The organism is Lacimicrobium alkaliphilum (assembly GCF_001466725.1).
Taxonomy (GTDB): domain Bacteria; phylum Pseudomonadota; class Gammaproteobacteria; order Enterobacterales; family Alteromonadaceae; genus Lacimicrobium; species Lacimicrobium alkaliphilum_B.
Genome location: NZ_CP013650.1, coordinates 2,804,439 through 2,825,999, shown reverse-complemented (window position 1 = coordinate 2,825,999; position 21,561 = coordinate 2,804,439). Strand labels below are relative to the sequence as shown.

Sequence of the window (21,561 nt, the reverse complement as noted above, 5' to 3'; positions counted from 1 at the left end):
AAGTTGTCGTCTGCCGTTTACGTACGCACCAATTCGATAGTACCTGCTTTCTTCTGCTGACCCGTTTATAGGTAAAAGAAGTCACAAATTTAAGTAATCCAATGACTTCCATAGTTTGTTAATATTTTTTTCAGGAAATCTTTCAATCATAAATTTATATGTTTCGCTATAATAAGATACTACTGCCCTTGATGTTTTTCACTTATAGTTTGCACTTTTTCCTGGTTATTGTATCTTTTCTTTGTGTCCAGACTTACGTTTTCGAGTTCCAGAAATTTACCAAGATCTTTTCTAAACTGTTCCGTATGTAGCTCTTCGTACAGCGCATACATCATCTGTGATTTTTCCAATGCGGCATCTAAAGTGGAAATGGTTTTCTCGTATCTTGTTCGTTCTTCTATGTCTTTTCTGTTGTAATTGAGGTTGATATACTGGTCATCTGAGATAACTTCATCATTTAAGCAGAATAATTCAGGCTTTAATTTTCGATGCATCCTACAAGCCGACCAAATTCTCTCCAATGGATCTCGCATGATGAACAAAACTTTAATGTTTAGATCAAGTTTTGAGAATGCATTGAATACTTCCCGCCAATTATCTAAGGAAAGTAACGCATACTCTGGAGTAAAGTCGCCAGTTAAAGTCGTCTCTTTGCGGGATTCTAGTAGTTTAATGAAGTACTCAAAATAATAATCTTTCCTGATGAAGAATTCAGGGTGCCAGTTTTTATCATTGTCCGAGTATTTTTTATTTTTACTTAAAAGTCCGCCAAGTTTCTTTTTGTGGCTGTCTAGGTATAGATAATCAAAGTAATGATACTCTTTAGCATATCCGAAGTTGACTTCATTATGCATAGATAGCTGTTTATGTAACCAAGTGGTACCACTTTTCTGGCTGCCTACACAGAGAAGAAAGCTCTTTCTTTTCATATTATTTTCCTCTACCTCAGACATCTTTCTCCCTAGAATTATAACGACGACTAGAGAGAAGTTCTTTTCGTAATTTTTATCTATTTTTTAGCTTATTTGAACCCGCTTTTTATAACCTCTGTGCATTCAATTCGCCAATATGGCTTCAATAGCTTTCATCATTCGGTATGACCTTCTTTATAAGGCATAATTCTTGTTTGATAAAGGGAAATATACTTCCCATATTAAAAAAATATTCTTTCACAAAAATAACGACGCCTTAACCTAGACTTAGAGCTAAATGTAATAAAATTTATGTTTTTATTTAGTATGTTTATGATTAAAACTATTCCCATAAGAATTTTTCTCTTATTGCGACGGGGAGTACTTGGTTCAGTTTGTTTATTTGTTCTTTACTAAAGAATCCTTTCCACTCATCTGTACGGCCTTTTCTGAAGTGAAGCTCACCTTCCACTGGTTTTTCATCTATCGCCAGGTTACCAGGCGACAAGCCAATCCAATTTGATAGCTTTTCGTTAAGACTTTGTGGATGGTTTTTTAGTTCCTCTTGAGTTGTAATTAGAGTGTTTGAAATTAGCTGACTGGAGTCAAGTAATTCAGACCACCCTTGAATGAAGTCAACCATGGTGAGATAGAATACCTGGTAAAAATATTCAAATTTGTCTTGAACATTATACTCTTTCTTTGAGTGAAGGTATGTTTTCAATGGTCCCTTCATTTTATCTTCAAATTTAATCCATGACACCAGGGCTTGTCTTGGATCGCGAAGATGTAGGATTAATTTAAAATCAGGGCATCGACTTAAGCCATCTTCCAGTACTTTCTGGTTAAATTTGGTTGGTGAAATATGCGATTTCATTAGCCCCCCACGATTGATAAAGCTTGAAAATACAGGAATAGATAATTGTTGTCCTTCTCCATGCGCCCAGGAGCCACCAAAACACCTATAGTCATCGCTAAGTAAGGCGTTCTCAAATGCAGCTTTTAACCAGGAGCTACCGCTTTTGGGCATAGCTATCAATCCAACACGTTTATTTCTAAGGGTATTTCCTTCGTGAGGCGTGATTAATTTTTTTCCATTGAAGAAAAGTTTTTCATATTCACAAAATTCTGAAATGACTTCAGTTATGCTCTGCGCTGAAGAAATCCTGTCAAAGATTAGTAAGGGTGGTTTTTCATGTTTAACGTTAATGATTTTATGATATTCAAATTTATTGTTGCAGTGCCAAGTAAATTTGTCTGATTTTGGGTTTAATCCTGCTCCGTCAAGAAAGTTATTAAACTTATTTGTGGTTTTACTAATGAAGATATGTATTTTTATTTCATCGCTTTTTAGTTTTCTGATTAGATTTTCATCTGTCATTTTAAAACTCTGCTTTATAATTTTGGGGGGAAGGGTTGCATATGATTTTACAGGTTCGCTGTCATTTAAGTTTCCACATCGACTGATATAAGACCCTATCCCGAGGCTTTTGGGCATTAAATGCCAGACGTCCATGTAAAAGTCGACTGTCATTAAAAGCAAAGCAGTCTCCAGATTCAGCGCGTAATTTTATAACTGAACTGGAAGATTCCTTTTTTTCTAGAAACCGAAAAAACTGTTCACACATATTATCAATGTCTTTGTTGTCTCGTAGGGTTCGGTAGTAGTTCCAGAATATTCTGGGCTGAGTATGCTCAACAATGATTGGGGTGTGATTTTGGTATTCATCATCACCTTTTTGGATGGTAACGGGAATGCTGATTAAATCCTCATAGAGGCTACGATTCTCTGCGAGCAGGTCTTCCTGCAACCGCGACAGTGGATAGATAGTTTGTTCACCACCGGACTCTGCCTGTTTCTGCATCACAAAGAAGTTAATTTCAGCAGGATCGGCAAACCAGGCATTGTCGGTGTGCATAGGCTGTCGTGTATTACTGTGAGCATAAGTGGATGCTTTTGCGGGATTGTATGAAATTTCCCACCAATCTGACTCTACTAACTGTTGGTCAGTACTATAGTGCCTTTTATCCTCTTTTAGAGAGCAGTTTTCTGATAAGAAGCTATGCCACTGAGGCATAGAGAAACGAGAGAGTCCACTTCTTAATACAATGGGAAACTCACTTTCTGCTAAGGTTTGTATTAGATTAGTAATGTCATCTTCACAAGGTGACTGACTAGATAAAGTGACTTCTTTCACAGGCATAAGGCTTCTTTTCCTCTGATAAGTTGATAATCATCCAGGTAAGACTCTATCTTTTTCGGCGCTTGCATCATTAAGTGATCGATAATGGACAAGTTAGGAATGAAAGTGTCAGCCAATTGCGGGTAAGGTCTGACTTGGCTATGTAGGAATCTCAGCTTGAGGTTATTTTTGGAAAACTCATCTTCATCGTAAAGCTGGCGTCCACCTATTGGGTTTATGTAGATTTCAGCATCTAATTCTTTACATATTGCAATGATTCTGTCTTGTCCTTTCAAATGTTGGGTTCCAGCAAACTCAGATGCATTTAGCCAACTTCTATTGACTCCCAAGTATTCTGCCGTTTGCATCACTGACAACCGATTGATTGTGGCAACATTGTTATCCGAATGGTTTACAACATTTTCTACTATAGCGCGTGTTTCAGTGTAAGCTGGAGCACATTTATACGCGTGATTTAATGTCTTTAAAAAGTTGTGTTGATGCGCTAGGTAATAGTGCTCATTAATGTTTCTGTTCTGAGATGCTTTCTCTACAGGTAAACTGAATCGATGTGCCTGTCCATTGACAAGAATGTTGTTTCTGTTGATAAAGCCCCGCTTTATAAAAGCCACATCATCAAAAAAAACAAAGGTATCGACTGCTTTTACTAATTTAAAATAGCCCGAATAGGGGAAAAGGTAAGGTTGCATTATGGCTACTTTCATGGGAGAGCCTCAGTGATGCTGTGGCACACTTGACTGACATCAGATTGAGTGAGGTAAGCATGCATGGGCAAGCACAAAACCCGTGAAGCGATGCGATGACTGTTGTCTAAGCGGTTGCGGGAGTGAACTGATGGATAAAGGGTATCCAGAGACGGAGAGAAGTATCTTCTGTGACCAATGTTCCGAGAAGTAAGCACCTTTTCACACTTTATTCTATCTTCACTGCTCTCGAAGATAACTGGCATATAAGCCCCATTTAATATTGCATCAGGATGCCAGAGTGGGAGTTTAACTCTTGGGACAAGCAACTTCTGGTAATGGGCGAAGCACTCTCTTCTATGCTCTAAAACCGTTTCAATCTGGCTAAGGTTGCACAGGCCAACCGCTGCATGATACTCGCCCATTTTGGCGTTGATCCCTAAATCGTGGATCTCGCCATTGGCATCCATACCAAAACTGATCATTCTTTTTGCGCGGTCATAATCAGACTTGCGTTTGAAGATGATTGCTCCGCCCTCGATAGTGCTGAAGACTTTAGTGGCATGAAATGACACAACGCTTGCATCTCCGAAGCTGAGCAACGATTTACCCTTGACGGTGACTCCAAATCCGTGGGCGGCGTCATAAAGTAGCTTTTTACCCTGACTTGCTGTGAGTTCGGCAAAGCTCTCAAGATCACACGGATTACCATAAACATGTGTCGCGAGGACGGCATCGGCTTCTGGCACTTGATGAAGTGCTGCAGCTGCTTTTTCCGGATCCAGGTTCAGTGTTTGACTATCTATGTCAGCAAATGTGAAACCAACATTTCGCCACGCCATCGCAGCGGTGGTCGCAACGAAGCTAAATGGCGTAGTAATGACATGTTTGAGGCCTAGCACCGCAGCGGCGATTTGAAGACCGAGTGTTGCATTGGTGACCAGAAGCAGATTTTCCACCTGCAACTGTTGCTCCAGTGCATATGTCAGCTCCTGATGTAATGGGCCGAAATTGGTGTACCATTGACGGTCATTGATACCATTTAGGTATTCAAACAGTTTATCTGTATCGGGCTTTAGAGGGAGATTAAGCTTTATCATGATGTTCCGCCAGAAGCTCCCGCAAATACGCTCCATAGGCACTGGTACCGAGGTTATTAGCCTGTGTCAACAAAGCATTTTCGTCTAACCAACCCTGATTGAATGCAATCTCTTCAAGACACGCAATTTTATAGCCTTGACGTTTTTCAATGGTTTGGACAAAAACGCTGGCCTCGAACAGGCTTTCCTGTGTGCCAGTATCAAGCCAGGCAAAGCCTCGTCCCAATGGCTCAACAAAAAGCCGCTGCTGACTCAGGTAGGCCTGATTAATGCTGGTAATTTCTAGCTCTCCCCGGGCCGATGGGCGGACTGCTTTGGCAATGTCGATAACTTGATTGTCGTAAAAATAGATACCGGTTACGGCTAGCTCAGATTTTGGTTTGTGAGGTTTTTCTTCAATGGATAGGGCGTTGTAATTTTCATCAACTTCAACGATACCGAAGCGACGGGGATCTCTTACTTTATAAGCAAAGATAGTCGCGCCTTCTCTGCGCTTAGCCGCCCGTAATAATTTTGGTGTAAAGCCTTCACCGTAAAAAATATTATCGCCCAGCACCAGACAGACGCTATCGTTACCTACGAATTTCTCACCAATAATGAAAGCTTCTGCGATCCCGTTGGGCTGATCCTGAATCGCATACTCCAGATTCAGTCCAAAGCTGCTTCCATCGCCTAGCAAGCGTTGGAAGTTAAGTTGATCCTCAGAGGTAGTAATGACCAACACTTCCCTAATACCTGCCAGCATAAGTACGGAAAGTGGATAATAAATCATGGGTTTATCATACACTGGGATGAGCTGTTTCGAGGTTCCCTTGGTGGTTGGGTATAGTCGGGTTCCGGTGCCTCCCGCTAGGATGATACCTTTCACTTTACTTCGCTCCCTTCACCTGAGGTGCAGAAATGACTGTTAGCGCGATTAAACGGTTCAGAATATTGTTCGAGTAACCAGCACAGCGTTTTATTCAGACCTTCTCTGAAATTGTGAGAAGGGCGCCAGCCTAGCTGTGAAGTAATTTTTTGACTATTGATGGCATAGCGCTTGTCATGCCCGGCGCGATCTTCGACAAATTCCAGTAGATCGATGTAGCGTCCTTTTACTCTTGGTCTGAGGATATCTAATTCAGCACAGAGCGTATTAACCAACTCGAGATTCGTCAGCTCGTTATTTCCGCCAATGCAATACGTCTCGCCAGCTACGCCATCTCGAAGTACTGATGTCAAAGCATCAACATAATCATCGACAAACAGCCAGTCACGAATGTTTTTACCATTTCCATAGATGGGTAATGGCTGCTCTTTGAGGGCGCACATGGTCATATGAGGTATCAGTTTTTCGTGATGCTGATAGGGCCCATAGTTATTTGAACAATTGGTCACTATGACAGGGAGCCGATAAGTTCGATGCCATGCTCTGGCAAGATGGTCCGAACTTGCTTTGCTGGCAGAGTAAGGTGAGCTGGGCAGGTAAGGGCTTGATTCATCAAAAGCCGAATCATCAGTTTCCAAATCACCAAAAACTTCATCAGTGGAGATATGAATAAATTTAAATCTAGACTGACGACTCTCGGATAGCTCTTGCCAATAGGCCAGAGCCTCCTCAAGCAATGAGTATGTTCCGATGATATTGGTCTGCATGAACACGGCTGGCGAGGAGATAGAGCGGTCTACATGGGACTCTGCTGCGAGATGAAGGATGGCATCAGGTTGAAATCTGGATATCAATGTTTTGATTTTACTTCTATCGCAAATATCGGCGACAGCATGTTGATAACGGGCGGAGTCTGCAGCGTCTTTGACTGCCTCTGGATTAGCCGCATATGTGAGCTTATCGATATTCAGTACATGGCAGGCTGTACTGTGCATAAGATGTCGGACTAAGGCAGACCCGATAAAGCCACATCCACCGGTGATTAGAATGCGTTTAATGCCTGGTATGTCCATCATTTTTGTCCATCTAACAGATGCCGGACAATAGTCGCTCCTGCGTCACCATGACCATATAGAGGCTTCCATTCATTAGGCGTATCTAAAGCATCATATTGGCTAATAATTTGGTGTGATGAAGCGCTAACCAGATGATTCCATCCAGCATCAACGGTTTCAATCCATTCAGTTTCATCTCTCACCGTCAAACAAGGCTTCTTGGCGAAATAAGCTTCCTTTTGCAGTCCTCCAGAGTCGGTGATGACGCATTCGCAAAGTGACAGCAGTTGAACCATCTCTATATACCCTAGTGGAGGAGATACCAGAATATCCTTGAGTAAATCCTCTAACCCAAAATGACTAATTTGTTTTTTTGTTCTTGGGTGCAAAGGCAACAGAACTCGCTTTTTGAGATTTATTTGATTCAGGCCCATCAAAATATCTTTCAGACGCTCAAGTGAATCTGTATTTTCAGCTCTATGCAGGGTCGCTAGTATAAAACCAGCATCCAGGCCCTCGATCTCGACCGAGCTGTGTTGTTCTGACTTTTTTTTGGCATATAAGAATGCGTCATACATGACATCACCGACTAGTAAGCTTTTGTTACTCAAGGCTTCTCGCTCAAGGTTTTTCATTGCCGCCTCTGTCGGGCAAAGTAAGCTGCTGGCCACATGGTCTGTCATGACGCGATTGATCTCTTCCGGCATACTCTTATTGAAAGAGCGCAAGCCCGCCTCTACATGCGCAATGGGTATGTGTAGCTTGGCTGCAGCCAGAGCACCTGCCAGCGTCGAATTGGTATCACCATATACCAATACCCAATCAGGTTTTTCCTGTAATAAGTGTTTTTCTATTTCAATTAGCATTTGACCTGTCATCTGACCATGGCTGCTGCTATGGATGTTGAGGTTGATCTTGGGCGTAGGAATTCCCAATTGATCGAAGAATAGCTGCGACATATTGCTGTCAAAATGCTGGCCAGTATGAAGTATCGTCTCCGTAACTTGTCCGGGCTGATCTTGCGTCAATTCAAGGATAGCTCTGGAGACGACTGAGGCTTTTACAAACTGCGGGCGAGCGCCGATAACGGTCAGTATCTTCATTGGCTCAGCCCATTTATGACGTGATCAATGTCCTGGTCAGACATATAAGGATGCATTGGAATACTGAAAGCTTTTTGACTGGCTGCCTCAGCTTTTTTGCAGGGCTCTGCCAACGCGTCTTGCATCGCGGGTTGCCGGTGCAGGCAAACGGGGTAGTAGATACCCGAGGGAATACCTTGTGCACTCAGTCTGTCAAGATAGGACTGACGTGACTCAGATATTCCTGAAACTGTGTAAAGGGCCCATGCACTGGTAAATCCAGCGCTCGCTTTCTGGTGAACTAGATCAGCTCTCAGGGCTGATGCATATTTCTTGGAAATATAGTTTCTTCTTTCAAGCTCCGTGGGGAATTGCTGAAGTTTCTCCAGCAGGATAGCCGCCTGAATCGTGTCCAATCTGCTATTCAGGCCAATCCTGATGTTTTGATATTTGTGATCGCCTTTACCGTGTACCCGCATTGAACGGCATTGTTCAGCCAGATCCTGATTGTTGGTAAATATCGCACCTCCATCACCATAGCACCCCAGAGGCTTAGCTGGAAAAAAGCTGGTTGTGGCTATATCGCCAAAGCTACCACATTTCTTTCCTGAAATGCTGCCACCAAAGCTTTGCGCACCATCTTCAATAAGATGAAGATCGTATTTATCACATATTAATCGCAGTTCGGGATAATTGGCGGGCATGCCAAACAGATCCACGGCAATAACGGCGCGGGGTATTCCTTTTCCTGCAGCTTTGCAGGCGATAATGGCTTGCTCCAGGCTAATTGGGCAAATGTTGTAGGTTTCTTCGTTAATATCTACAAAGTAGGGTGTGGCTCCGACCAGAGGTATGACTTCAGCGGTGGCGAAAAAGGAAAACGCAGTGGTAAATACAATATCGTTGGCACCAACCCCTAATGCCATGAGGGAGAGTTGTAACGCGTCCGTTCCATTGGCACAGCTTATACAGTGTTCAACGCCAACATAGTCTGCCAGACGTTCTTCCAGCTCAGACACTTCAGGACCCATAATAAACTGGCCATGATCGAGCACCTTGGCGATTCGCCGGTCGATGTTCTCGCGCATTGTTGCCAGCTGCGCCTGTAGATCGATAAACTCCATCAATCCTTCCTGGTTACTGTATTGTTTTTAAGTTCATAGGTGTTGCCGGAGTGAGGGCAGGTGGTTTCTGCGTCACCTTTGAGCGGAAGGTTGAGCTGCTCACCGAATTCACTGATCCAGCCAATGTGTCTGGCTGGCACACCCACCATCAGGGCATAGTCTGGCACGTCTTTGTTAACAACAGCCCCGGCTCCGACAAAAGCGTATCGCCCGATCGACACGCCACATACAATGGTGCAGTTGGCGCCAAGAGTCGCACCTTGTTGTACCAATGTTTTGCGGTATTGGTCTTTGCGCTCAATGGCGGAGCGAGGATTATAGACATTGGTGAAGACCATTGATGGGCCACAAAAGACATCATTCTCCAGCTCAACGCCTTCATACACCGACACGTTATTCTGTATTTTGACGTTATTACCAATCTTTACCTTATTACCAACAAAGACGTTCTGGCCTAAAGAACAGCCACGGCCAATAGTGGCTGAGCCGCACACATGAACCCAGTGCCAGACTCGCGTTTCAGAGCCAATTGTTGCACCGTCATCTACAATTGCCGATGAGTGTATAAAAACATCTTTCATTTCATGAGTTTATAGCAAAGGGGTGAATCATGTCATGGTCTTTCGTGAGTGCCATCTTGCGGATTTCTGACACGGTTGTTACGGCAACCCGGTTGTCTTCAAGTCCAAATCCGTTGCCGCTTAAAATCTGTTGATAACTTTGTGTATGCAGATCGGTAAAGCCATTAGAGAATTCAATCTCTTCATTATTCATGGTGATACTTCTGTAGGTCCGTTGTCCCTGCAAGCGAACACTGGCGGGCAGCGCACTTTCATCGGTTGAGAGGAACCATCTCACCCTTGCTTTCTGATATTCAAGGTAGCCGCTTGCGGTCTGCCCATCCGATTTAAACAGTTTGCTTTCCTGCAAGTCGCCAAACAGGTGATGCAACATATCAAAAAAGTGCACGCCGATATTTGTGGCAATGCCGCCGGACTTTTTCTCATCCCCTTTCCATGACACGGAATACCAGTGTCCCCTGGAGGTGATATAGGTGAGATCGACGTCGTACTTCTGGCTGCTTTTTTGCGATTCGATCTGTTGTTTTAACGCTATGATCGTCGGATGAAGCCGAAGTTGCAGGATGGTATTTACCTTATGGCCACTCTCTCTTTCTATCTCCTGAAGTGCGTCGATATTCCATGGGTTGAGCACCAAAGGTTTTTCGCAGATTGCCTGGCAGCCTGAACGTAAGGCGAAACGAATATGAGAGTCATGCAGATAATTGGGCGAGCAAATCGAGACATAGTCAACCGGATTGCCGCTGCGACGACGTTTATCAATATGACGATCGAAGCGCTCGAATTCGGTAAAAAAGTGACAATTAGGATAGAAGCTATCCATGATCCCCACCGAGTCACTGGGGTCAACGGCGGCAACCAGATCATTACCGGTTTCTTTGATGGCTTTCATATGTCGGGGAGCGATATAACCGGCGGCTCCCATCAAAGCAAATTTTTTCATTATCAGCCCTCTACGTTCGTAATCTTACACAAGAGTTATCGGCCGATTTTGACTATGCTTGATTAAGCCTTGTACCGATAAGCTAGTGTTACTGTTGGTTGCCCTTATACGTTGTTATTAAAACCTATACTCTAGGCGTATTTCACTGCTTACTTTATAACCACCATTCTGCTATTCTTATGGCCATAGGTAGAGGGGGTAGATTATGTTAGAAATCAATACCAAGTCCAACGCATCTTTGTTGCAGCAGGTTCAGAACAAGCAGGAGAGCCTGTTTGAAAAGCTGGCCTCGGGAAAGCGTGTTAACAGCGCCGCCGATGATTCTGCTGCCCAGCAGATTATTGACAGGCTTACTTCCCAGACTACAGGGTTACGTCAGGCATACAACAATGCCTACGACGGCGTGTCTTTGGCGCAGGTGGCTGAAGGTGGGTTGTCGGGTATTTCCGATGGCGTAAATCGTATCCGTGAACTGTCGATTCAGGCAGGTAACGGTATTCTTTCTGATTCAGATCGCCAGGCACTGCAAAAAGAAGTGTCGCAAATCCAGCAGGAAATCACCGATACCATTGATCGTACCGAATTTGCCGGTAAACCCCTGCTGAGCGCAGAAGGCGAGATTAATTTCCAGGTGGGTGCTAATGCCGGGCAGAATATCAGTGTGGCCACCAGCGATGTCGCCAGCAGTCTGAACGATATTCTGAATGTGGATATCAGCACCGCTCAGGGTGCATCCGATGCACTTGAAGTGGCCGACAACGCCGTTGAAACCGTGGGTCAGGCCCGAGCCGATCTCGGTGCTACTCAGAATCAATTTGAAAGTGCGGCCCGTAATCTGGCCAATACAGAAGTGAATGTGGCGGCAGCGAAAGGTCGTATTCAGGATACAGATTATGCGCAGGCGACTTCTGAGCAGGCGGCCAATGATGTGCTGGGTCAGGCTTCATTGTCGGTTCAGGCGCAGGCTAATCAGCAACGAGGCCAGGTGCTGGCGCTGCTTAGCTAATTTCAGTAAACCAATAAGTTAAAGGCCGCAACTGCGGCCTTTTTTCGTCTGATCCATGAGATTCCCCCATTGAAGGTCAGACGGAGCTGTCCGGGAAACACTTATTTCTTCACAATACCAACCAGCTTATCTGCATCCATAACCAGCAGTGACGTGATCTGGTGCTTTTCCATCAACCCAAAGGCTTCATTCATCCTGGCGCCGATATTGATAGTCTTAGGGTTCAGGCTCATCATCTTTTCGGCGTTTAAGTCAAACACATCTTTTGAGTATTTGTTAAATCCGCGGCGAATGTCGCCGTCTGTGATAATGCCATAGCCCTGGTCTGACTCGACAATAGCAATCCCCAGTTTACCCCCTGATATAGAGTCCACCACTTCGGCAAAACTGGCATCGGGTTTCAGCAATGGCAGGTTGGTGCTGATCATTTCATCTTTGACAAGGGAGAGCAGTCGCCGGCCAAGATTACCGCCGGGATGAAAACGGGCAAACTCCTCAGGCTGAAAGTCTCTCGCTTGCATCAGGGTGACCGCCAGTGCATCACCCATGGCCAGGGTCGCGGTGGTTGAGGATGTCGGCGCAAGTTGCAAAGGGCAGGCTTCTTTGTCAACGGCTACATTGAGTATAACGTCAGCGGCCCGGCCTAAAGTGGAGTCCTGTTTACCGGTCAGTCCAATCAGATAGTTACCGTTATCTTTAAGGAAAGACAGCAGCTTCAGCACCTCTTCGGTTTCACCGGAATTGGAAATGGCAACGAACACGTCTTCTCTGGCAATCATGCCCAGATCGCCATGATAGGCCTCACCAGGATGCATAAAAAAGCTTGGTGTACCTGTGCTGGCCAGGGTTGCCGCAATTTTGCGGCCAATCTGGCCAGATTTGCCCATGCCACACACAATCACCCGCCCTTTAGTGCGCAGAATTTTTTCCACAGCCTGATCAAATTGCTTATCCAGTCGCTGGGCTAATTTAGCCACCGCCTGTGCCTCGATCTCAAATACCTGTCTGGCAATATGCTGGTAATTCATCTACCGCTCTGTTTTTTTTGGTTTATGCTGTATTCTGACTGAAAACCCTCCGGGTTGTCGAATATACTCATAAGCCTTTACCAGCCCGGAGGGTTCCGGGACACTTTTGATGTTTTTTTACGCAATATCTAAGCTATTGATCATAAACCTGAATGCTCTGGTTGCGTATGCTTTGTTAATGGTTAAAATCTTAGGTAGCAATTAAACAAAAACAATAATCAGCAATTCGTTTTTTCAATCGGAGGCAACACCTTCTGCCTTACTTTCTTTTTAGCGTAGGTTGTGATGACAACTTTGAGGTCGCCAGAGTATGAGTAACATCCTGATTATCAGTGAGCCTGAGGCTCGCAGGATCAGCCTTCAGACCATACTTACCTTTATGGGCGAAAAACCTGAGGATGTAATGCCTGTTCAGGCAGTAGAACATCTGCAGGCGAATCATGACTATAGCGGCATATTAATAGATGCTGAAGCGACTGCCATGATTGAGACCCTGGCAAAGGATTATCCTTATATGCCCTTTGTGCTGGTTGGGCAGAGCACTCACCAGTGCAGTGGTAATCTGGTGGGCGTTGTCAATGAACCGGTAACCTACCCGCAGCTGACGCAGATGTTGCATCGTTGCCAGGCATATTTGAGTCGCCGGCCGGGCATTAGCATCTCTGCGCATAATAAGACCAAGTTGTTTCGCAGTCTGATTGGTAAAAGTGCCGAGATACAGGCTGTTCGTCATATGATTGAGCAGGTTGCTCCTACCGACGCCAATGTGCTGATCCTGGGCGAGTCTGGTACAGGTAAAGAAGTGGTGGCGAGGAACGTCCATTATCTGTCAAACCGCAAATCAGGGCCTTTTATTCCGGTTAACTGTGGCGCGATCCCCGGCGAGCTGCTTGAAAGCGAACTTTTCGGTCATGAAAAGGGGGCCTTTACCGGTGCAGTCAACTCCCGCAAAGGGCGTTTTGAGCTGGCTGAAGGCGGTACACTATTTCTTGATGAAATCGGCGATATGCCCCTGCAAATGCAGGTTAAACTGCTGCGGGTGTTGCAGGAGCGCACCTATGAGCGAGTGGGCGGGATAAAACCGATACCCTGCAATGTGCGCGTCATTGCTGCCACTCATCGCGATCTTGAGTCGATGATCACTGAAGGCAACTTCCGAGAGGATCTTTACTATCGGTTGAATGTGTTTCCCATCGACAGCCCGCCACTGCGCGAGCGTAAAGACGATATCCCCCTGTTGCTGCAGGAGTTGGTAAGCCGGGCAGAGAGTGAACTCGGCAATACGGTCAAATTTACTCAGGCTTCCCTGCAGTCTCTGATGGAACATCCATGGGCCGGCAATGTTCGGGAGCTTTCTAATCTGGTGGAACGGCTGCTGATTCTGTTTCCGAACAAAGTTGTGGATGTCGGTGATCTGCCGCCTAAGTATCAGCATCTGGATGCCGAAATCTACGAGCCGGAGTATCCGGAAGAATTGCTGGAAAGAGAAGCCATTAATGCGCTGTTCGGTAACGATGACAATGATGTAACGGCGACCGATGAGTTTCAGCCCTCCAACGGCGATGGTTATGCCTTGCCACAGGATGGCCTGAACCTGAAAGAGTATCTGGCGGATCTGGAAGTGAACCTTATCACCCAGGCACTGGAACAACAGGAATGGGTGGTGGCCAGAGCCGCTGAAGTATTGGGTATGCGCCGTACCACCCTGGTGGAAAAAATGCGTAAGTACGGGTTGTCTAAAGACTAAAAGCTTTAACCACAGAGCCACGGAGGACACAAAGGTTTTTTCAGTTTCGCCACTTTACTTCTCTGTGCCTCTGTCGTTATTCACGCTTTTTATAATGGCTCTCGGGCATGACCGTTAGCTTGTAGCCTGGATGGAGCGAAGCGGAATCCGGGATGCTGGCGGTGTGCTGATCCATAAATAAAAGATTTTACCGCTGAGCCACAGAGTTCACGGAGAAGAACAATTGGTTAAAACGTTAATACCTCTGTGTTCTCGGCGCTTCTGTGGTTATTTTTGCCTTTATTAAAGGCGCTGGATGCCCGATAACGGCACTCGGGCATGACTGTTAGTCGTTCCCGCTCGCTTTTGGCGGGAACCCAGCGCCTTTGCTACTAACAGGTACCACAGGACAAAAACGCTTTCACCACAATATAGAAGGTCTTTATATCTCAGCGTCTTTGCGCCTCTGCGAGATCAAACAAATAAGAGGCCTGGATCTCGCAGAGACGCTGAGATCGCAAAGAAAAGCATCAATTTGCCCTATCTCCCCTGTTCGTGCCTTTAGTGTTTTTCGTGGTTAGAGCTTTTCAACCACGAAAGGCACGAAAAACACGAAAAGGGTTAAAGCGTTTAACCATTCAAATCTCTGTGTTCTCTGTGCCTCTGTGGTTAATATCTTCTTAAACCTCAGTATCTCAGCGGTTAATATCCTTTTTTTGTATGTCGGGGCCGCCATGCCGGTTTTATGACAACCGGATTCCGCCTTAACCTTTTGATAAATAAAAACAATAAAGCTGGCACGTTCTCTGCTTTAACCCTTATGTCCATTTCGGTGTCCAAGTTTTGACATGGGGTAATTATGACAACCGAGTTGCCGTTTTCTGAATCCGCAAAGTCCTCTGACAATAGTCAGTCCAAAGGTTCGCAAGTAGGCCCGCAGGAAGTACTGCGTCTGCGCCAGCAATCTTCCCGTCTTGAACATTTGCTTGAGGTGATGCCTGCCGGTGTCATTGTGATTGACGGCAGCGGCGTGGTGAAACAGGCTAATCAGGTTGCAGTGGAGCTGCTGGGTGAGCCTCTGGAAGGTCAGAGCTGGCGCACCATTATTGCCCGGGCCTTCAAACCACAGGCCGATGATGGTCATGAGGTGTCATTACAGGATGGCCGTAAGGTTCAGTTCTCTATTTCTCCTTTAGAGCTAGAGCCCGGGCAGCTGATTGTGATCACTGACCTGACTCATACCCGCAGGTTACAACAGCAAATCAGCCATATGCGCAACCTGTCGTCACTGGGACGTATGGTGGCCTCTCTGGCTCACCAGATCAGAACGCCACTGTCATCGGCCATGCTCTATGGCGCCAATTTACAAAACCCCACCCTGAATCCGGATTCACGTAATCAGTTTGCCGATAAGCTGATGGCCAGGCTCAAAGATCTTGAACAGCAGGTCAACGATATGTTGCTGTTCGCTAAAAGCGGTGAGCAACAAGTCGTGGCGGAACTGTCATTACAAAACCTGATGCTGGAAGTGGAAGCGGGCAGTGAGGCGATGTTGTTACAGCGCCAGGCGAGCCTGACTCTGGATCTGCCCGAGCCGGATATTCTGGTGATGGGCAATAAAACGGCGCTGGCCAGCGCGCTGCAGAATCTTATTCATAACAGCCTGCAGGCTAACCCTCAGGGCTGTCAGATTGAAATCGCCGCCAGGCGGGATGACGTTAATCCCGAACAGGTTGTGCTGTCGGTCAGTGATAATGGGCCGGGGATCCCCGACAATAAGAGTCAGAGTATCTTCGATCCCTTCTTTACCACCAAAAGCCAGGGTACCGGACTGGGGCTGGCAGTAGTCAAATCCGTGGCCCAGTCTCATCAGGGCAGCGTCCGGGCACTCAATAATCCTCAGGGTGGGGCCAGAGTCGAGATGCTGTTACCTATTTATCGTGAAGAACAAAACTATTCCTTGCTAAGTGCTGGGGGAGGCAACTTATGAGTCTGAGCAAAATACTGATTGTTGAAGATGATGCCGGCTTAAGAGAAGCGCTGGTAGACACCTTGTTGTTGGGTGGCTATGAACTGGTCGAAGCCGATTGTGCCGAAACCGCTATGTCACTGCTGGGCCAGCATAGTGTCGATCTGGTGGTCAGCGATATCCAGATGGGGCAGATGTCGGGCCTGACTTTGCTGCGCAGTATTAAGCAGAAATACCCGAATTTACCTGTGCTGTTGATGACTGCCTATGCCACCATCGATGATGCCGTGCAGGCCATGCGCGACGGCGCCACAGATTATCTGGCCAAACCCTTTGCACCCCAGGTCTTGCTGAATCTGGTGGGGCGCTACGCACCGGCAAACAAAGTCGAATCACGTCAGCCTGTGGTTGGCGATCCGGCCAGTCGAAAATTACTGGAACTGGCGAAAAAAGTCGCCCGCGCCGATGCCACCGTCATGGTACTGGGCCCCAGTGGCTCCGGTAAAGAAGTGCTGGCCCGTTATATTCACGATCAGTCTGAGCGCGCCGACGCACCTTTTGTTGCCATTAACTGTGCGGCTATTCCGGAGAATATGCTCGAAGCCACACTGTTTGGTTATGACAAAGGGGCCTTTACCGGTGCCTTACAGGCGTGCCCGGGCAAGTTCGAGCAGGCTCAGGGCGGCACCATATTGCTGGATGAGATCACCGAAATGGATCTGTCGCTTCAGGCTAAGTTATTGCGTGTGTTGCAGGAAAAAGAAGTGGAGCGTCTCGGCAGTCGCAAGACCATCGATCTGGATGTCAGAGTGCTGGCAACCAGTAACCGCGATCTGCGCCAGGCGGTTCAGGATGGTCGTTTCCGCGAAGATCTTTACTATCGTCTGAATGTGTTCCCGCTGACCTGGTCGCCTCTGGCTCAGCGTAAAGGGGACATTATTCCACTGGCGCAGCATCTGATTGAGCGCCATAGTCAGAAGGGCGGCAATGCCATTCCTGGCTTAAGTGCTGCGGCGCGCAACAAACTCGAGCAATATAGCTGGCCGGGTAATGTGCGGGAACTGGAAAACGTGATCCAGCGGGCGCTGATTCTGGTCAGCGATGACCAGATTGATGCCACAGATTTGATGCTGGAGCAGGATATGCCAACCGATCTGGAGCCATCAGAGCTTCAGGAGCCTGAGGGCAGCAAGCTGGGTAATGAATTACAACAGCAGGAGCATCAGATTATTCTGGACACCCTCAAGTCCTGTAATGGCAGCCGCAAGGCGGTGGCCGATAAACTGGGTATCAGCCCCCGTACGCTTCGTTATAAACTGGCGAAGATGCGTGATGTAGGTATCGATCTGCCAGCCTGACTGAAAGGTTTTCACTACGAAAAAAGCAATATTCACCACAGAGTCACGAAGGACAAAGAGAATTAATATCTCTGTTCCGGGAGGATTTTTTGGAGCTTGCAGGGACGCTAAGGCGCTGTGTAAGAGAATAGTTCGTGATTTTTGTGCCTTTAGTGGTTGAAAAGCTTTGACCACGAAAAACACTAAAAGCACGAACAGGGGAGATAGGGCAAATTGATGCTTTTCTTTGCGATCTCAGCGAGATCCAGGCCTTTTGTTTGTTTGATCTCGCCGAGGCGCAAAGGCGCTGAGGTTTAAGAAGATATTCACCACAGAGGCACAGAGAACACAGAGGTACTAAAGGTTTAATTTCCTATGCCCCTTTGCGACCTGTGGATTTTGAGATTGTAGTGTCGAATTTATTCGACAAATATTGTGAGGCAGCCCAATAAATTGGGCCCTACCTTCCCGCCAAAAACGCACGGGAGTGACGGTCTGTCATGCCCGAGTGTTGTTATCGGGCATCCAGCGCCTTTAATAAAGACAAAAATAACCACTGAGGCACAGAGAACACAGAGGTTTGAATGGTTAAAGGCTTTATCTCCTTTCGTGTTTGAAAAGCTGTAACCACGAAAAACACTAAAAGCACGAACAGGGGAGATAGGGCAAATTGATGCTTTTCTTTGCGATCTCAGCGCCTCTGCGAGATCCCGGGCTCTTCTTTGTTTGATCTCGAAGAAACGCTGAGGGGAATCACTGTTTATATCTTACCTTCATGTTCTTCGTGGTGAAGCCGGTCTAACTGCGGTAACCATCCGGATTCTGCGACTGCCAGCGCCAGGTATCCGTACACATCTGTTGAATACCTTTCCCGGCGCGCCAGCCCAGTTCCTTCTCAGCCAATGAAGCATCGGCATAACAACTGGCCACATCACCGGGACGCCTCGGGGCAATCTCAAAAGGCACGGGCTTGTCGCTGGCCTTTTCAAAGGCCCTGACCATCTCCAGCACGGAGTAACCCTGTCCTGTACCCAGGTTGTAGGTTTTAAGACCAGAGCCGGGCAATTTGTCCAGTGCTTTTAAATGGCCGGCGGCCAGATCTTCAACATGAATATAGTCCCTGACGCCGGTGCCATCGGGGGTGTCATAATCATCACCAAATACGCTCAGAAAGGCTCTTTTGCCGCAGGCTACCTGAGCAATAAAGGGCATCAGATTATTAGGGATACCATTGGGATCTTCGCCTATTTCGCCCGAAGGGTGTGCACCCACAGGGTTAAAATAGCGTAACAGAGTGATATTCCAGTTGCTGTCGGCGCGGTAGAGATCTTTTAAAAGCAGTTCCACCATCAGCTTGGACTGACCATAAGGGTTAGTCGGCTGCCCCGTGGGCATGGCTTCAGTTAACGGCAAGGCAGTGGGATCGCCATATACGGTCGCCGAGGAGCTGAATACCAGATTGGTGACATCGTGATCCTGCATCGCCTGGCACAGGGTCAGGGTGCCGGCCACATTATTCTGATAATAACGCAGCGGCTGTTGCACCGACTCGCCTACGGCCTTGAGGCCGGCAAAATGGATCACTGCATCGATATGCTGTTCGCTGAACAGTTTATCCAGCAGGGCACGGTCAAGAATATCGCCCGGAATAAACTGCAGTGATTTACCTGTCAGTGTTTGCACCCGGTGCAGAGATTCGGGCGAGGCATTGCTGAGGTTGTCGATCACCCACACATTGTGGCCCTGCTCAAGCAGTTGCAACGTAGTATGGCTGCCAATATAACCGGCGCCGCCGGTGACCAGAATATCAGACATGGTCCTTGTCTCCTTGAGTTAAGTTGTCGGGCAGATATTTTTCACTCAGGCCATATTGTACGGGTTTCAGGATCAGCGGGTAAGTGGCTAACACCAGAGCGGCCCAGAGCAGATTCAGCCAGTCTTTGGGTGCATAGAGTATCAGTACAAAGGCCGGAACCAGAATAATCAGCTTGAGTACATTTAACAGCAGCTTTTCCGGTGCACTCAGCTTGGCGCTGGCCTGGCTCAGTAACGCCAGTCTCTGAGTCAATGGCAGTTCCCGCAGGGCGGAAATATGACGGGTTGAAAAATACAGCTTCATAACATCATTGATTTGCTTTGCGTGGAGTGAAGCTTATCTTAACAATCAGCCTGGGATAAGGGCAGGAAATAAAAAAGCCCCTTTTTTACTGATGTAAAAAGGGGCTTTGATTATTTTTAGATGTTAATCAGCCTTGTTTGATCGGCTCGTTGGCGTCGATTACTGCACCAGGGTGTTCATCTTCCGGTTTCTCGGCCAGTTTTTCCCAGTGGCGGGTTTTCAGCGCCAGCAGGAAGATAACAATGCCGATGGCAATACTGAACAGAGTGATCTGCATATACAGAGCAGGCATTTCAGCCGGTTTTTCCGGATCAAAATTACCTGCCAGCAAACCGGCAACCACATTACCGATAGAATAGGTCAGTACAAATACCCCCATCATCTGACCGGCCATACGCTTGGGCGACAGTTTACTTACTGCACTTAAGGCCACAGGGCTTAAGCAAAGCTCACCCACTGTATGCAGGAAGTAGGTGGCAATCAGCCAGTAGGGTGCCACCTTCAGACCACTGGCGGCAAATTGTGCGGCGAAGAACATTACAATAAAACCTGTTGCCATGATAATCAGGCCCAGGGCACTTTTAAAACCATAAGAGGGATTGATCATCCGTTTGCTGAGGTTAATCCATAGTGCCGCAAAGAAGGGTGACAAGATCACCAGAAAGATAGAATTTGCAGACAGAAACCAGGCTGCGGGAATTTCAAAGGTACCAATCATACGATCGGTCAGATCCCGGCCAAACAGGTTCAGTGATGAGCCTGCCTGCTCAAAGCCCGCCCAGAAGCAGATGGAGGCAATACACACCAGTAGCAGTGCCAGCAACCGCTTTTTCTCATCTCCATTTAGGTTGGAGAAGAAGAAAATGGCCGCGTAATAAAAACAGAAGATGGCTGTGATGCCCATAGCAACATATTGCGCGATGCTGACCGGATTGATGGTTAACAGCCCGGTCATCATGGAAAAGGAAACCAGCGCCAGTGCAGCCAGAAACGCCACAATAACACCCCAGCTAATCCTGGTGGCTTGTGGTGATAAAGGCTGGGGAGCCAGCTGTCCGACGCTTTCCAGCTTAGGCAGGGTGATCCTGTACTGAATCAGACCCAGACCCATACCCACTGCGGCGGCCCCAAAGGCCCAGTGCCAGCCCATATTGGTCTGCAGGTAGCCGCAGACAAAATAGCCGATAATGGAGCCGATATTGATACCCATGTAATACAGGGTATAGCCGCTGTCACGGCGTTCATCTTCACTGCTGTAAAGCTGACCCACCATGGCACCGATATTGGGTTTGAGCAGACCCGTGCCCAGTACCACCAGGATCAGACCGATAAAAAAGGTGTGATCGCCGGGAATGGCCAGCACAATATGGCCGCACATGATAACGATGCCGCCATACCATACCGCCCGCTGCCCGCCTATTAAGCGGTCAGCTATCCAGCCACCTGGCAGACCCATAAAATACACCGCACCAGTATAAAGACCATAAATGGCTGTTGCCGAGGCCACCGTAATGGCCAGGCCGTTTTCCTGCATGCTGGCCGTCATATACAGCACCAGCAGGGCGCGCATGCCGTAGTAGCTCATGCGCTCCCACATTTCAGTAAAAAAGAGTGTCTGCAGGCCACCAGGGTGGCCCCAAAATCCTGTGTCGTTTTTCATAAACGTTTTCGTTGTCATTATTATTAACCTTTTAGAATATGCGCAAACAGGCGCTCCGGCCATGATTAGGCTGACTGATTATCAGCTCTGCTATCAGGCCAAAGCTGCAATAGCGTGGGCTCGGTTATACAGTTCAGACTGGCGAAATGCAAGCTCCCAAAGTCT

General features: G+C 47.0%; 19 protein-coding genes. 4 read left to right on the top strand and 15 right to left on the bottom strand.

From position 1 onward, the window contains the following. Nucleotides 1-179: 179 nt before the first annotated feature. The 11 genes from AT746_RS12835 to AT746_RS12785 all read right to left on the bottom strand — a co-directional run bounded on the left by AT746_RS12835 (nt 180) and on the right by AT746_RS12785 (nt 10,551). A complete protein-coding gene (locus tag AT746_RS12835) occupies nt 180-953 on the bottom strand; it encodes a sulfotransferase domain-containing protein (RefSeq protein ID WP_156413690.1) in 774 nt (257 codons plus the stop codon). 301 nt (nt 954-1,254) lie between these two features. After that, nucleotides 1,255-2,292, bottom strand: coding sequence for a sulfotransferase domain-containing protein (locus tag AT746_RS12830; protein WP_062480903.1), 1,038 nt, complete (start codon nt 2,290-2,292; stop codon nt 1,255-1,257). A 61-nt stretch (nt 2,293-2,353) separates the two neighbouring features. Further along, complete coding sequence (locus AT746_RS19655; protein ID WP_082633263.1) at nt 2,354-3,115, bottom strand: TauD/TfdA family dioxygenase; 762 nt, start codon at nt 3,113-3,115, stop codon at nt 2,354-2,356. Then, on the bottom strand, nt 3,106-3,819 hold the full coding sequence (locus tag AT746_RS12820; RefSeq protein WP_062480898.1) for a WbqC family protein: 714 nt from the start codon (nt 3,817-3,819) through the stop codon (nt 3,106-3,108). The genes AT746_RS19655 and AT746_RS12820 overlap by 10 nt, the downstream gene beginning before the upstream one ends. Further along, nucleotides 3,816-4,898 (bottom strand): DegT/DnrJ/EryC1/StrS family aminotransferase, encoded by a 1,083-nt coding sequence (locus tag AT746_RS12815; RefSeq protein ID WP_197414255.1) that lies wholly within the window; start codon nt 4,896-4,898, stop codon nt 3,816-3,818. Before AT746_RS12815 ends, AT746_RS12820 begins: the two co-directional genes overlap by 4 nt. Beyond that, nucleotides 4,885-5,766 carry a glucose-1-phosphate thymidylyltransferase RfbA gene (gene rfbA, locus AT746_RS12810; protein WP_062480897.1) on the bottom strand — a complete coding sequence of 294 codons (882 nt, stop codon included), beginning with the start codon at nt 5,764-5,766 and terminating at the stop codon, nt 4,885-4,887. The genes AT746_RS12815 and rfbA overlap by 14 nt, the downstream gene beginning before the upstream one ends. Next, the gene (gene rfbB / locus AT746_RS12805; RefSeq protein WP_062480895.1) at nt 5,763-6,842 is read right to left on the bottom strand and encodes a dTDP-glucose 4,6-dehydratase; all 1,080 of its coding nucleotides are present in this window, start codon (nt 6,840-6,842) and stop codon (nt 5,763-5,765) included. Before rfbB ends, rfbA begins: the two co-directional genes overlap by 4 nt. Then, nucleotides 6,839-7,924, bottom strand: coding sequence for a non-hydrolyzing UDP-N-acetylglucosamine 2-epimerase (gene wecB / locus AT746_RS12800; protein ID WP_062480893.1), 1,086 nt, complete (start codon nt 7,922-7,924; stop codon nt 6,839-6,841). The genes rfbB and wecB overlap by 4 nt, the downstream gene beginning before the upstream one ends. Beyond that, complete coding sequence (locus AT746_RS12795; RefSeq protein ID WP_062480891.1) at nt 7,921-9,027, bottom strand: DegT/DnrJ/EryC1/StrS family aminotransferase; 1,107 nt, start codon at nt 9,025-9,027, stop codon at nt 7,921-7,923. Before AT746_RS12795 ends, wecB begins: the two co-directional genes overlap by 4 nt. Continuing rightward, nucleotides 9,027-9,608 (bottom strand): acyltransferase, encoded by a 582-nt coding sequence (locus AT746_RS12790; protein ID WP_062480889.1) that lies wholly within the window; start codon nt 9,606-9,608, stop codon nt 9,027-9,029. Before AT746_RS12790 ends, AT746_RS12795 begins: the two co-directional genes overlap by 1 nt. A 1-nt stretch (nt 9,609) precedes the next feature. Then, nucleotides 9,610-10,551 carry a Gfo/Idh/MocA family oxidoreductase gene (locus AT746_RS12785; RefSeq protein ID WP_062480887.1) on the bottom strand — a complete coding sequence of 314 codons (942 nt, stop codon included), beginning with the start codon at nt 10,549-10,551 and terminating at the stop codon, nt 9,610-9,612. Nucleotides 10,552-10,756: 205 nt separating this feature from the next. Between AT746_RS12785 and AT746_RS12780 the strand changes: the two genes are divergently transcribed. Continuing rightward, on the top strand, nt 10,757-11,557 hold the full coding sequence (locus tag AT746_RS12780; RefSeq protein ID WP_062480885.1) for a flagellin: 801 nt from the start codon (nt 10,757-10,759) through the stop codon (nt 11,555-11,557). Between the two features lie 101 nt (nt 11,558-11,658). On the opposite strand, the gene AT746_RS12775 is transcribed toward AT746_RS12780, so the two are convergent. Next, on the bottom strand, nt 11,659-12,585 hold the full coding sequence (locus AT746_RS12775; protein ID WP_062480883.1) for a KpsF/GutQ family sugar-phosphate isomerase: 927 nt from the start codon (nt 12,583-12,585) through the stop codon (nt 11,659-11,661). A gap of 310 nt (nt 12,586-12,895) precedes the next feature. Here AT746_RS12775 and AT746_RS12770 point away from each other — a divergent pair, with 310 nt between their 5' ends. The 3 genes from AT746_RS12770 to AT746_RS12760 all read left to right on the top strand — a co-directional run bounded on the left by AT746_RS12770 (nt 12,896) and on the right by AT746_RS12760 (nt 17,638). After that, on the top strand, nt 12,896-14,332 hold the full coding sequence (locus AT746_RS12770; RefSeq protein WP_062480881.1) for a sigma-54 dependent transcriptional regulator: 1,437 nt from the start codon (nt 12,896-12,898) through the stop codon (nt 14,330-14,332). Between the two features lie 838 nt (nt 14,333-15,170). Then, the gene (locus tag AT746_RS12765) at nt 15,171-16,301 is read left to right on the top strand and encodes a sensor histidine kinase (protein WP_082633262.1); all 1,131 of its coding nucleotides are present in this window, start codon (nt 15,171-15,173) and stop codon (nt 16,299-16,301) included. Next, the gene (locus tag AT746_RS12760) at nt 16,298-17,638 is read left to right on the top strand and encodes a sigma-54-dependent transcriptional regulator (RefSeq protein WP_062480879.1); all 1,341 of its coding nucleotides are present in this window, start codon (nt 16,298-16,300) and stop codon (nt 17,636-17,638) included. Before AT746_RS12765 ends, AT746_RS12760 begins: the two co-directional genes overlap by 4 nt. Nucleotides 17,639-18,415: 777 nt before the next feature. Here AT746_RS12760 and galE read toward each other — a convergent pair. From galE to AT746_RS12745, 3 genes are all read right to left on the bottom strand, one after another. Next, nucleotides 18,416-19,432 (bottom strand): UDP-glucose 4-epimerase GalE, encoded by a 1,017-nt coding sequence (gene galE, locus AT746_RS12755; RefSeq protein ID WP_062480877.1) that lies wholly within the window; start codon nt 19,430-19,432, stop codon nt 18,416-18,418. After that, nucleotides 19,425-19,736 (bottom strand): DUF6170 family protein, encoded by a 312-nt coding sequence (locus AT746_RS12750; RefSeq protein WP_062480875.1) that lies wholly within the window; start codon nt 19,734-19,736, stop codon nt 19,425-19,427. Before AT746_RS12750 ends, galE begins: the two co-directional genes overlap by 8 nt. 127 nt (nt 19,737-19,863) lie before the next feature. After that, a complete protein-coding gene (locus tag AT746_RS12745) occupies nt 19,864-21,414 on the bottom strand; it encodes a peptide MFS transporter (protein WP_062480873.1) in 1,551 nt (516 codons plus the stop codon). Nucleotides 21,415-21,561: the final 147 nt, after the last annotated feature.

Bases quoted from the DNA above. Each gene is read 5' to 3' on its own strand.
- AT746_RS12815 (WP_197414255.1), bottom strand. From the start codon at position 4,898: ATGATAAAGCTTAATCTCCCTCTAAAGCCCGATACAGATAAACTGTTT.
- AT746_RS12765 (WP_082633262.1), top strand. From the start codon at position 15,171: ATGACAACCGAGTTGCCGTTTTCTGAATCCGCAAAGTCCTCTGACAAT.
- rfbB (WP_062480895.1), bottom strand. From the start codon at position 6,842: ATGATGGACATACCAGGCATTAAACGCATTCTAATCACCGGTGGATGT.
- AT746_RS12780 (WP_062480885.1), top strand. From the start codon at position 10,757: ATGTTAGAAATCAATACCAAGTCCAACGCATCTTTGTTGCAGCAGGTT.
- AT746_RS12790 (WP_062480889.1), bottom strand. From the start codon at position 9,608: ATGAAAGATGTTTTTATACACTCATCGGCAATTGTAGATGACGGTGCA.
- AT746_RS12830 (WP_062480903.1), bottom strand. From the start codon at position 2,292: ATGACAGATGAAAATCTAATCAGAAAACTAAAAAGCGATGAAATAAAA.
- AT746_RS12775 (WP_062480883.1), bottom strand. From the start codon at position 12,585: ATGAATTACCAGCATATTGCCAGACAGGTATTTGAGATCGAGGCACAG.
- wecB (WP_062480893.1), bottom strand. From the start codon at position 7,924: ATGAAGATACTGACCGTTATCGGCGCTCGCCCGCAGTTTGTAAAAGCC.
- AT746_RS12770 (WP_062480881.1), top strand. From the start codon at position 12,896: ATGAGTAACATCCTGATTATCAGTGAGCCTGAGGCTCGCAGGATCAGC.
- galE (WP_062480877.1), bottom strand. From the start codon at position 19,432: ATGTCTGATATTCTGGTCACCGGCGGCGCCGGTTATATTGGCAGCCAT.
- AT746_RS12820 (WP_062480898.1), bottom strand. From the start codon at position 3,819: ATGAAAGTAGCCATAATGCAACCTTACCTTTTCCCCTATTCGGGCTAT.
- AT746_RS12835 (WP_156413690.1), bottom strand. From the start codon at position 953: ATGTCTGAGGTAGAGGAAAATAATATGAAAAGAAAGAGCTTTCTTCTC.
- AT746_RS19655 (WP_082633263.1), bottom strand. From the start codon at position 3,115: ATGCCTGTGAAAGAAGTCACTTTATCTAGTCAGTCACCTTGTGAAGAT.
- AT746_RS12785 (WP_062480887.1), bottom strand. From the start codon at position 10,551: ATGAAAAAATTTGCTTTGATGGGAGCCGCCGGTTATATCGCTCCCCGA.
- AT746_RS12795 (WP_062480891.1), bottom strand. From the start codon at position 9,027: ATGGAGTTTATCGATCTACAGGCGCAGCTGGCAACAATGCGCGAGAAC.
- AT746_RS12745 (WP_062480873.1), bottom strand. From the start codon at position 21,414: ATGACAACGAAAACGTTTATGAAAAACGACACAGGATTTTGGGGCCAC.
- AT746_RS12760 (WP_062480879.1), top strand. From the start codon at position 16,298: ATGAGTCTGAGCAAAATACTGATTGTTGAAGATGATGCCGGCTTAAGA.
- AT746_RS12750 (WP_062480875.1), bottom strand. From the start codon at position 19,736: ATGAAGCTGTATTTTTCAACCCGTCATATTTCCGCCCTGCGGGAACTG.